The sequence below is a fragment of the Chitinophaga sp. Hz27 genome (assembly GCF_042263525.1).
Taxonomy (GTDB): Bacteria; Bacteroidota; Bacteroidia; order Chitinophagales; family Chitinophagaceae; genus Chitinophaga.
This window is the reverse complement of sequence record NZ_JBHKFJ010000001.1, coordinates 923519-934923: the sequence shown is the minus strand read 5'-3', so window position 1 is coordinate 934923 and position 11405 is coordinate 923519. Positions and strand designations below refer to the sequence as shown.

Below are 11405 nucleotides of genomic sequence, written 5' to 3'. Positions count from 1 at the left end.
CCTACATTAACGACTGGTCTAATGGAACAGGATTTACACCAGAACAAATTCAACAAGCACTTGATAAGTTAAAAGAAGAATAGACATTTTTGTTAACCCGTTTTAAAATACAGTGAACATGAATACAATACTGACCATTCAAATGACACCGGACGACCTCCGGAAACTTATTGCCAACGAAATAGCTGTAGCGTTACAGGCAGCTATGGATTCGGTAAAACGACCTTCGGAATATGAAGAAATCACCGTAGACCAGGCAGCGAAAGAATTTAACTGTAGCAAACGAACCATCCGGCGCAGGATGAAGGAGCTGAATATAAAGGGGTTACGAATCGGCAGGAGCCTATTGATTCAGAGAAAAGACTTGTCCAAGATAAAGAAGGCTTCTTAGTAAGCCTTCTTTAATCCTTCCTGCAAAATGCGGGATCCTTCAGAATTTCTAGGGCATTTTCTTCTGCCTCAATTTTTATATACTTATAGAAAGACGACTCAGATGAGTGGCCTGTTATTAACATAATTTCTCTTGGTTGCCGGCGAAGGTCCTTGTACATCCAGGTAGCAAAAAATCTTCTCATTGAATGCGGGCTGAATAATTTATAGCGCTCGCAAAGTTCTTCTTTTTTAATTCCTCCTTCAGTATAAGTGATAAGCTTGGTTCCTGTAACTTCTGCTCTCCTTGCAATAATTGGTATATACGTAGATAAATAATATGGAGTCACAACTGGTATATTCCCATTGTATTTTTCGTATATCTCCTTTGCTATCCAGTGTAATGGGATGGTTACTTTTTTAGATCCTTTCGATGTATAAACCTCCATAAAAGATCCATTTGGGATGTAATCATTAATTCTAGAAAGGTCGCCTACTCGTAATGCTAAAAAGCAACCATAAACAAAAAAGTCTCTTATTTTTTCTTCTGTCCCATTCAATGGATAATTATATATTTTTAATATTTCGGCAAATGAGGGCGCAATGTTGTCTGATTCTTCGGTTGGCACCTTAAATACGTCATGTTTATAAACCTGGTTGTTGTGATAGCCTTCCTTGAAAGAATAAGACAAGAATATCTGTAAGAGTGTTATTGCGCAATGGATACTGTTTAACATGTAGTTTTGGCCTATCATCCAAATTATCAATTTATCTACATGTGCAATAGTCATATCATAGGTCAACACAAATCCACTTTCTGAAGAATCAGCGCATTTTTTCCAAACAGCTCGCATATTTCTGAATTGCTTAATTGACGCGGCACTATACTTCGTTCTTTTTTTTGTTAAAATCTCTCCATTCCGCATTTTTTCGATCATTGTCTTATGATCCTCAATAAAGTCTCGCTCTGCCTTTGGGGCTTTTTTATTTGGCCTAAATCTATTATCAAGATATACTTTTAATTCATCATGAATAATATCTATAGACCTATTGTTGCATTGAAAGATATAATCATCAACAGCTTTTTTTACTGACTCAATCTTTCGTAATGCATTCGTTGAGTTATCTCCATTCTTTTGTCCAGTTGGGAAGCGTAAACGTTTATCTTTACAGTGAAAACTAATCACAATATATCCATTGGATATTAGGGTTAATGATTCTCCTTTCATTATGTCGGGGTTTATGTCGAATTTATGGAAATCAGACGACTTTTTTGTCAATTTAATGATCAATCAAAAATAAGAAAGAGGCTTCAAAATATCCGACAATAGCCTTAAAGGTTAAAATACGGGTCAATAACTGACATTATTAAAATAAATTACAGTTATTTTTGTTTCTTTAAAACTAAATCTGAAATATCCGATGAAGCAAAACTGGCTAAAAGCCATACTTCCACATTTGGCGGCTATTGGTATCTTCCTGATCCTGGCCACTGTTTACTGCTCTCCCGTTCTGGAAGGAAAAGTAGTAAACCAGTCCGACATGATGAACGTGCAGGGAATGGCCAAAGAAGCAAAAGATTATTATGAACGTACCGGCGACATTCCGCTGTGGTCTAACAGCATGTTCGGCGGGATGCCAACTTATGTGGTGTATACCGGCCCTAACGCCAACAAGCTCGCCATCGTAAACCAGGCCGTTTGCCTGTTTCTGCCCGACCCTATTAATATGCTGTTCCTCGCGATGGTATGCATGTACCTCCTCGCCTGTGTATTGAATATTAAATACTGGATAAGGATATTAGGCGCTATTGCCTTCGCATTCTGTACCTATAACGTCATCATCATAGACGTAGGTCACGTTACCAAAATGTACGACATCGCACTGATGCCTGCCGTATTTGCTGGTATACTCCTCACTTACCGAGGAAAATTAGTCAGTGGTTTTGCACTCACTGCCATCGCCACCGGCCTCTTTATCTACAACAATCACCTTCAAATCATTTACTATACACTGATTTGTATCGTAGTACTTGCCATCGCAGCTTTCGTACATGCGCTCAAATCAAAACAGCTACCTGCTTTCTTCAAAGCCTCTGTAGTGCTCGTTGTAGCAGCCGTACTGGCGGTATTACCTTCCATGAACTCTCTCATGGTCACTAAGGAATATACCGACTATACCATGCGCGGTAGTAAGTCAGAACTAACCATCGCCTCCCCTGACGAATCGGGTAATGCTAAAAAAGATACCAAATCAACGGGTCTGGATATCAACTATGCTTACGACTGGAGTTATGGCCTCAGCGAGTCATTCACCTTTCTGATCCCTGGCTATGCAGGTAATGCATCCAGCGCAAAACCAGGTCCTGGCTCCAATGTATACAATGCCATGGTGAAAATAGGCGTGCCTGAAGCGCAAGCCGAACAAGCCATGAACCAGGTGCCTTTCCCTATGTATCACGGCGACCAGCCTAAAGGAACTTCCGGCCCAGTATATGTTGGCGCTATCATCTGCCTGCTTTTCGTACTGGGGTTACTGATAGTACGCAGCTGGCATCTCTGGTGGCTGATACCTATCACCATCATAGGTTTCATTCTTTCATGGGGTAATCACTTCATGGTAATCAATGAATTCCTCTTCTATCATCTGCCATTCTATAATAAATTCCGTGCGCCGGCAATGGCTCTCGTCATACCATCCTTCTCTTTTGTGGTATTGGCAATACTCGCACTGGATGAACTGATCAATACCAAACATACACCTGCTGCCATGGTGAAAAACCTCACCCGCGCAGCACAGATCACTGGTGGCCTCGTTGTACTGGCTGGTGTTTTCGGAAGCTTCTACATGAACTTCAGTGGTCATAGCGACGCCTCTCTCCTTGGCTACTACGGCCAGATCTTTGGTAACGAAGAGAATGCGAAATCCATCGTTAGAGCGCTGGAAAAAGACCGTGCAGACCTCATGCTCTGGGATAGCGTTCGTTCGCTCGTATTCATCGCTATCGCATTTGGACTGCTATGGGCTTACCTGAAAGGTAAACTCAACATGACCGTACTGGCAGTAACATTGACTGCTGCTGTTACCATCGACCTGTGGCAACAAGACAAAAAATACCTGAACAACGACAGCTTTGTTGATGAGTCTACCTTCACTGCAGAACTCCAACCTACCGCTGCTGACCTTCAGATCAAACAAGATCCGGATCTCTACTATCGTGTATGGAATCTCTCCAAACCGTTAGATGATGCATCTCCTAGCTACTTCCATAAAAACATCGGCGGCTATAGCCCTGCTAAACTCTGGATCTACCAGGATATGCTGGATCATCAGCTGTTACCTGTTTACCACCACATCGCCAGCGGCAAACCTACAGAACAGGATTGGCGCATACTGGCTATGATGAATACCAAATATCTCATCTATCCTGGTCAGAATGGTCAGATGGTGGCACAGCGCACACCTGAAAACTACGGTAACGCATGGTTTGTAAAAGGTATCCAATACGCGCCTGATGCTAACAGCGAGATGCTGGCACTCAACACACTCGATGTGAAAGACAGCGCCGTAGTGGATAAACGCTTTATCCCGCAATTAGGCAACCAGCAATTCCAACCAGTAGTTGATACCAACGCTACCATTAAGCTTACCCAATATAGTCCTAACACCCTGGACTACGAATCCAACAACAGCCAGGAAGGTTTTGCAGTATTCTCTGACATTTACTACCCTGCTGGATGGGACGCATTTATTGATGGTAAACAAGCTGATATCATCCGCACCAACTATGCACTGCGTGGTCTGAAAATCCCTGCTGGCAAGCATAAGATCGAGATGAAGTTTGCACCTAAAACATTCTTCACTGCTAATAAGATCTCTTCTGTCAGCTCCATTCTGCTGCTGATATTAGTGATCGCAGGTTTCTTCCTGCAACCAGTGGTAGATAAAAAAGAAAAGAAAGAAGCCTAAATACAGGCTTTCCATAAAAAAAATGGTCTCTACTAAGTAGAGACCATTTTTTTTTACGCTGTTGCTTAATATTTTTTAGAGAGAATATATCTTCCTGCGATATAAAGATGATGGAGCAGGTTAGGTATTTTACCGTAGTAATGATCAAGGATTTTATAACGCTCTTTCCAGGCGAGGCGCTGATGTTGTTTGGAAGTGCCGCCCACCCTGAATCCTGCCACTACCAGGTGTGTGTTGCACGCAGTTTTGGTCGCTTGCAGCACCTTGATCATCCAATCTATGTCTGCACAAACTTTATACTGCAGATCATAATCAGGGCTGATACTTCTCTTTACAATAAAGGCCTGGTGCGAAACAACCATGCCATGCTGTAAGCTTTTCCAGGTAAGGATTTCAGGTACCTTATGCGGTGTTTGTTCCGAACGTAAGCCAATGGGCGTACCATCTTCAGCCAGGAACATCGCTTCACCATAATATACATCTGCATCCTTGCAGGTAGCCATCATTTTTGTCAGCACATCATTGTCAGCCAGCGTATCATCTGCATTCAAAAAATACACATAATCGCCGGTAGCGAGATGCAAACCTTTGTTCATGGCATCATAGAGGCCTTTGTCTTTCTCCGAAACCACCTTTCCAAGCTGAGAGCGGTAACGCTCCACAATTTGCATGGTATTATCTTTCGATGCACCGTCTACAATGATATGCTCTATATGCGGGTACGTTTGTGCCAGCACACTTTTAATAGTAGCCTCTATGTATTTCTCTGCATTATAACAAACTGTTATGATGCTGATAACCGGTGCAAAATGTTTATCCGTCACTGTTATCTGCTTAAAATCTGTTAATGATTTCTACCACCTTCGCGATATCATCCGTGGTATGATAATATGAGCAAGGCAAACTCAAAGTAGTAGCATGAATCTCTTCCGAAATCGGGTAGCTACCTTCCAGGATTCCCTGCATTGCTTTCTGCTTATGAGGTGGTATCGGATAATGGATATCTGTTTTCACTCCATTATCCAGCAAATATTGCTTCAGCGCATCCCTCCGTTCGTGGCGGATATTATAGATATGATACACATCATAGAAATCAGGATGTACCACCGGCTTGATAAAATCACTCTTTAGTCCTTCGTGATAAACAGCTGCCAGCTGGCGTTTATGCTCCGTGATCTGCTGCAGGTATTTAAATTTCACCAGCAGAAAAGCGGCCTGCACTTCATCCAGGCGGCTGTTCACACCTATCACTTCATTCTGGTATTTTATATCAGAACCATAGTTGCGCAAACGACGCATTGCAAGATTCAAGGCATCATCATTACACAGTATTGCGCCTGCATCACCTAATGCACCCAAATTTTTAGTCGGATAAAAACTGAATGCACCATATTCTCCGAAAGTACCTGTCAGCTTACCTTTAAAAGAGGCTGCATGTGATTGCGCACAATCTTCTATCAGCTTCAGGTTATACTTTTCTTTAATCGCCACGATCTTGTCCATCTCGCAGCTTTTGCCGTAGAGATGAACTACCATGATAGCTTTTGTACGAGGTGTTATCGCTGCCTCTATTTTAGCCGGATCAATATTGTAAGTATGGATGTCTGGCTCTACCAGTACAGGTTTCAGATTGCATTGTGCAATGGAGAGAATGGTCGCGATATAAGTATTGGAAGGCACTATCACTTCATCCCCTGGTGCAAAATCAAAAGCCCGGAGTGCCAATGTCAGTGCGTCCAATCCATTCGCTAATCCAATGCAATGTTTGCTGCCCTGGTATTCGGCATACTTGGTTTCAAACTCTTTTACTTTGTTGCCAAGGATATACCAGCCACTTTCTAATGTTTCATCGAACGCAGCTCTGAATTCATCAAAGAAAGGCTTGTTGAGCAAGCCGAGGTTTTCATATTCTATCATACCCCAATTAATTATTAAGATCGTAATTTTTGTAAATAGTATCCTGCTCCGCAGCATCTCCTCCAGGGAAAGATTTGATGGTAATATACCCCAATAAAATGGTTGAAGTTACATACGCAGATCCTGTAACGAATAAATATGATACACGTTCCTCATCTTACGCCAGATGGTCACCAGTGTGGCTTTCAGGCCGGTAGGCCTTGGCCTCGCTCCGTGAGGGTCAAAGCTGTTATCAATTTTGCTAATGGTCTGCTTCGCAGCTTCCAATGCCTTCACATAAGGCTTGTAAAACAGCTGCTTCACATCTGGTGTAATGATACGACGGCCCAGTTCTATTGTACCATCTGCGAAATACTTGAGATAATGAAAATGATAGAATATCGGATCAAATTCTTTACCGGTTGCTATCTCTTTGCATTTTAATTTCCCATTTACTTCAAACACCTGGTATTGCTGAATATTCCAGAGTGCGAGTCCACCACCCAAATGCTGCAATACATGCACACCTTTGAAACGGGTAGTCCAGTCATCCAGGTATTTCTGATCACCAAACTTACCATCTTCATGGCGGTCGTAACACCAGTCTATACAGGCATCTCTCCACCACTGCAATGCAGTGAGGCCATCTTGCGTATTTCGGAAGGTAACATACTGCACACAGTATTTACCACTCAGGTTACTTTTATCATACATAGGTGTATAACGATGCTCGGTGATCATCACTGATTTATCACCCATTTCATCCATTAATACCTGTGGATTATTATAGAAATATAGATCAGCATCAATGTAGGTACAGTGGCTGAGCTGGAAGGTTTTAATACAATATAGTATAGTGGAAGATGAGCAGGTCCAGCAGTACTCGGCCCTGTTTCTTCCTGGCTTGATACGAAGGAGTTCGGGGTCCTCAAATTCCTGCAGTGAGATAACGGTCATATTTGGTAACTGCATTTTTTTCAGTACCTGTAAACATGCATCATCAAATGCAAAAACATAGAGTTGAAAGCTATTGCATACTGCCGCCAGGGATTCGTACATGGCGATACCTCTGGACAAATAATTTCTGTCGAACAGTGTACAATAATAAAGGGTGTTGTTATTTTCGTTCATACTTAATTAGAAACTCCTTATCGGATATCTTATGTCCTTTCTGTTTCGATGATCACCGTTTTCCGAAATAATCCCGGAAAAATGTTTCCCAGCGAATCAATAATTTTCATTCCTACAGGTACATATCTGACATTCGTAATCTTCAGTCCACCTACATCTTCCAGCAGGTCTTTAAAATCCGAAATAGACAGTTGATGTATATGCCCGGTGTTGTACCATTTATAACCGAACAGCATACGTTTGGGCATTCTGCCCATCAGCACCATGTCAAGGCGGTTGCGCCAGTAGGCGAAGTTGGGAAAAGAAATGATCTGCTTTTTTGCAATTCTCTTCATTTCAGATACCAGTACTTCAGGGTACATCACCATTTGTATGGTTACATTACATACCGCCGCATCAAACTGGTCATCATGAAAAGGCATCTTAGTATCAATCCTGCCTTGCTGTACTTTCAATCCTCTTTCCTGGCAGATAGTCACGCCAGAGGGAGAAATTTCGATACCTTCTACAAGACAATTTTTTTCTGCTACCATCATTTGCATGAGCACTCCATTACCGCAAGCCAAATCCACGACCTTCGCATTACTTGGAAGCAGGTCAGTCACCTTTTCATACTCGCCACGCTTTTCGGATGGAATATCAGTATAATTGTAATCTCTGTTGTCGTTACGCATTGTCTGATTTCCGAATTTTTATGTCAGATAGGGTTTAGCTATTTTTTCTTTAACCGGTTCATTACCTTCTGAAACAGCGATAATTTGATGGAATTAAAGTAGGCTTCGAAAGCCGAAGTCCCTTTAGGACTGGCTTCTACAGGTATTTTCTCTAACAGTACAGGTTTATCTGCCAGTTGTACTTTAAAACTTACTGCATCATTGGCGTCCATATGTGTACCAGACGCGTCCATCCCTATATTCTCCACCATCGACCGGGAAGGATACAAGGTAAGCATATTCTTCAGGAATGCAGAGGCATTCCATCTGATCGCCCAGGAATCATTCTGCCCATTTATCTGCTTGCGCAGCATTTTCATATAGTCATAGGAATTGTTAAAATTAAATTCCTTGCCTTCACCCTTCAAACGAAGGGCATCATATAATTTCTTCCCATCTGGTTCGAACTGTTTCCAGGCCCTTTCCCAGGTTGCCCAACCCCAACAATCAGCGCCTCGTATAAAAAATGTTGGCGGCAGCTGCTCCTGCACAGGATATACGTACCCGTGAATGCTGGCCACCTGTGCATCATCTTCATACATCTCTAATCCTGCATTCATATATTGCAGGAAATAGGGAGACAACACCAGGTCATCTTCCACAACAATGACCTTTCCATGACGCGCAATCACCTGAGAAACCCCACTAATAACGCTGTTAGCCAATCCTTCGTTCTGCACTTTCTCTGTGATATGCACCGTACCACACCATTTGCGGCTACGGATCACTTCCCGCGTAGCTGCAATATTCGCGAGATCTTCCGGAGAAGCATTCGCCTTAGGACCATCTGCAAACACATACAGCTCACTGTCCGCGGCCTCCTTATTGGCAGCAAGACTCTCCAACACACGCTGTGCATGGTCCGGACGTTTATATGCAAAAAATACTATAGGTGCTGGCATTCCTGTCTGTTAATCGTTAAAAATGCTTGTAAACGCAAATTAACTTTATAATTAGCGGATGTGCAAAAATTATGATAAAAAATCAGCAACTGTTATCCGCCGCCCTTCATTATATTTGCAGGTTTCAGAGCTAATTACATGGGAATCGTCCGCAAACAGAGTTTTTATTCAACAATTTCTATCTACCTGGGCTTCGCTTTTGGCGCCTTCAACCTCGTGGTGCTGATGCCTAAATTCCTCACCCAGGATGAAATAGGCTTAACCCGCGTACTGATAGACGTTGCCACCTTAATGGGTACTGTAGCCACTTTGGGTACTGTGCCTGTTATCAATAAATTCTTCCCTTTTTACCAGGACTACCTCTCTCCCAAAAAAAATGATCTACCCAAATTAACTGCCTGGGTATCAATAATTGGCTTTGTCTTGTTCCTGCTCTTTGCTTTAACCTTCAAAGGCAGCATCATAAAGAGTTTCAGCAATAAAAGCCCTCTCTTTATAGAATACTTTTATGCCATCTACCCACTTACCTTCTTTATCATGGTATACAACCTGTTGGAAGGTTTCGCCTGGGGATTGCATAAAACCGTGGTTTCCAACTTCCTTAAAGAAGGCGCCATGCGCATGGTAGCCACCATCATCCTGGTGCTGATGCCAATATTAGGAATCTCCTTTAAGTGGTATATTGACTACTTCTGGATTCCTTACGCTTTTCCAGTAGTATTCCTGTTCCTCGCCCTTCGTAAAACAAAGCAACTGTATTTTGTAAAAGGTATCAGCAGCGTTACCCGCCGGTTGGGAAAACGTATGCTTCTCTTCAGCAGCTACGTATTTACCAGCAATGTATTTACCCTGCTGCGTAAGATGAACGACGTCCTGCTCATCGCTCATACGAGTGGGTTGGGAAATGCAGGAATCTTCTCCTATGCCGTATTTGTGACCAATTTCATGGACGTGCCGCAACGCAGCATGTACGCCATTACCACGCCTTTGCTGGCAGTGGCCTGGAAAAATAAAGACATGGCCAAGATTGATGAGCTATACAAAAAAAGCTCCATCACACTGTCTATAATAGGTATGGCTATCTTCGGCGCTATCTGGCTCAGTCACAATAACCTCGTGCTGTTCCTCCAAATGTTCCGTGGTGATGATTGGTCTATCATCAGCTCCATCATCTTTGTACTCGGCCTGTCAAAAATGATAGACCTGATTACAGGCGTTAATAACCAGATCATTCAAACCTCCAGCTACTGGCGTTTTGACTTCATCTGCTCCGTATTGTTGGTAATACTGTCTGTTGTTTTGATCTACAACTTACTGACAATCTATGGCCCTATAGGCGCTGCATATGCTGACCTGATCACGGTTTTCCTCTGGAACCTGATCCGCTATTTATTTATTCTGGTGAAATTTAAGATACAGCCGCTCTCTGTCAAAACCTTATGGGCACTGCTGTTGGGTGCTGCCGGCATCGTTCTCCTGCAATACATTCCATTTATCATGAATATTTATGTAGATAGCATCGTCAGGAGTGGCCTTTTCCTCGTATTATACGGGCTTGCAGCAGTTAAGCTGAATTTATCGGAAGATGTAAACGCGATGTGGAATAATCTACAGAGAAGACTGATCAACAGATAATACCTTTTCCGGGAAATAAGAAGGGTGACTACCAGCTGGCAGTCACCCTTCGAAAATAATTTTAAGTGCAATAGGATTGCTTACAATCTGCCACCACCAGCATAATACTTCTTCCAGTATGCCTCTTTCAGATCACTGATCATCACGCCATTGGACGTAGACGCATGTACGAACTTATCGTTCTCCAGATAAATGCCTACGTGAGAGATACGCTTATGATGTATTTTAAAAAATACGAGATCACCTTCGTGTAGTTGTCCTTTTGCAAGACGAGTAACCTGGTTATACAGTTGTACAGAGTTACCGATAAGATTCAGTTGAAATACAGTATTCATCAGCATATTCACGAATCCAGAGCAATCAATACCATCTCTGGTTTTGCCGCCCATACGATAAGGAGTGCCCATCCAGTCTTCCAGGAAGCTGTACAGGCGCTGATTTAGCACTGACTCCACCGGAACATCCAGCAGCTGTGCATACTTAAATTGCCAGGTGGCGGCATTTTCAAGGTTTGCACTGGACATGGTAACGTTCCTGCTGATAACAGTAGATTTCGAAGATTGGCTGTTGGTAATTTTTGGAGTCGGCCTTGTGCTGATTCCTTCAATAAAACGTACCCGCTGCCCCGGCTCATTATTGCTCGCCGTTGCCGAAGCCGCTCTGGACGACGTTTTGGTGGTAGTTTTCTGAAGCGTCGAACAGGAACTGAGTGACAGTGCACATACCGATAGTTTCACAATTAGATTCCGCTTTACGCTATTCATACATCTTTGGACTGGTTAGAAATTTG

The 11405-nt window shown here is 42.7% G+C and carries 10 protein-coding genes; 3 read left to right on the top strand and 7 right to left on the bottom strand.

The window, feature by feature from the left end:
* Positions 1–118 precede the first annotated feature (118 nt).
* The gene (locus ACE38W_RS03790) at positions 119–391 is read left to right on the top strand and encodes an excisionase family DNA-binding protein (RefSeq protein ID WP_375828904.1); all 273 of its coding nucleotides are present in this window, start codon (positions 119–121) and stop codon (positions 389–391) included.
* A 10-nt stretch (positions 392–401) separates the two neighbouring features.
* On the opposite strand, the gene ACE38W_RS03785 is transcribed toward ACE38W_RS03790, so the two are convergent.
* A complete protein-coding gene (locus ACE38W_RS03785) occupies positions 402–1598 on the bottom strand; it encodes a tyrosine-type recombinase/integrase (RefSeq protein WP_375828903.1) in 1197 nt (398 codons plus the stop codon).
* Between the two features lie 193 nt (positions 1599–1791).
* Here ACE38W_RS03785 and ACE38W_RS03780 point away from each other — a divergent pair, with 193 nt between their 5' ends.
* Positions 1792–4338, top strand: coding sequence for a YfhO family protein (locus tag ACE38W_RS03780; RefSeq protein ID WP_375828902.1), 2547 nt, complete (start codon positions 1792–1794; stop codon positions 4336–4338).
* 65 nt (positions 4339–4403) lie between these two features.
* Here the strand turns inward: ACE38W_RS03780 and ACE38W_RS03775 are convergent, their stop codons facing one another.
* The 5 genes from ACE38W_RS03775 to ACE38W_RS03755 all read right to left on the bottom strand — a co-directional run bounded on the left by ACE38W_RS03775 (position 4404) and on the right by ACE38W_RS03755 (position 8980).
* Complete coding sequence (locus ACE38W_RS03775; protein WP_375828901.1) at positions 4404–5162, bottom strand: glycosyltransferase family 2 protein; 759 nt, start codon at positions 5160–5162, stop codon at positions 4404–4406.
* A 10-nt stretch (positions 5163–5172) separates the two neighbouring features.
* On the bottom strand, positions 5173–6255 hold the full coding sequence (locus ACE38W_RS03770; protein WP_375828900.1) for a DegT/DnrJ/EryC1/StrS family aminotransferase: 1083 nt from the start codon (positions 6253–6255) through the stop codon (positions 5173–5175).
* A gap of 108 nt (positions 6256–6363) precedes the next feature.
* Positions 6364–7365: a hypothetical protein gene (locus ACE38W_RS03765; RefSeq protein WP_375828899.1), complete on the bottom strand. Its 1002-nt coding sequence runs from the start codon at positions 7363–7365 to the stop codon at positions 6364–6366.
* 29 nt (positions 7366–7394) lie between these two features.
* Positions 7395–8039, bottom strand: a complete 645-nt coding sequence (locus tag ACE38W_RS03760; protein WP_375828898.1) for a methionine biosynthesis protein MetW — start codon at positions 8037–8039, stop codon at positions 7395–7397.
* A gap of 38 nt (positions 8040–8077) precedes the next feature.
* Complete coding sequence (locus ACE38W_RS03755) at positions 8078–8980, bottom strand: sugar transferase (protein WP_375828897.1); 903 nt, start codon at positions 8978–8980, stop codon at positions 8078–8080.
* Positions 8981–9118: 138 nt separating this feature from the next.
* Between ACE38W_RS03755 and ACE38W_RS03750 the strand changes: the two genes are divergently transcribed.
* Positions 9119–10615 carry a lipopolysaccharide biosynthesis protein gene (locus ACE38W_RS03750; RefSeq protein WP_375828896.1) on the top strand — a complete coding sequence of 499 codons (1497 nt, stop codon included), beginning with the start codon at positions 9119–9121 and terminating at the stop codon, positions 10613–10615.
* An 80-nt stretch (positions 10616–10695) separates the two neighbouring features.
* Here ACE38W_RS03750 and ACE38W_RS03745 read toward each other — a convergent pair whose 3' ends face one another.
* Positions 10696–11352, bottom strand: coding sequence for a C40 family peptidase (locus ACE38W_RS03745; protein WP_375828895.1), 657 nt, complete (start codon positions 11350–11352; stop codon positions 10696–10698).
* Positions 11353–11405 lie beyond the last annotated feature (53 nt).

Bases quoted from the DNA above. Each gene is read 5' to 3' on its own strand.
- ACE38W_RS03790 (WP_375828904.1), top strand. From the start codon at position 119: ATGAATACAATACTGACCATTCAAATGACACCGGACGACCTCCGGAAA.
- ACE38W_RS03750 (WP_375828896.1), top strand. From the start codon at position 9,119: ATGGGAATCGTCCGCAAACAGAGTTTTTATTCAACAATTTCTATCTAC.
- ACE38W_RS03755 (WP_375828897.1), bottom strand. From the start codon at position 8,980: ATGCCAGCACCTATAGTATTTTTTGCATATAAACGTCCGGACCATGCA.
- ACE38W_RS03760 (WP_375828898.1), bottom strand. From the start codon at position 8,039: ATGCGTAACGACAACAGAGATTACAATTATACTGATATTCCATCCGAA.
- ACE38W_RS03770 (WP_375828900.1), bottom strand. From the start codon at position 6,255: ATGATAGAATATGAAAACCTCGGCTTGCTCAACAAGCCTTTCTTTGAT.
- ACE38W_RS03785 (WP_375828903.1), bottom strand. From the start codon at position 1,598: ATGAAAGGAGAATCATTAACCCTAATATCCAATGGATATATTGTGATT.
- ACE38W_RS03765 (WP_375828899.1), bottom strand. From the start codon at position 7,365: ATGAACGAAAATAACAACACCCTTTATTATTGTACACTGTTCGACAGA.
- ACE38W_RS03780 (WP_375828902.1), top strand. From the start codon at position 1,792: ATGAAGCAAAACTGGCTAAAAGCCATACTTCCACATTTGGCGGCTATT.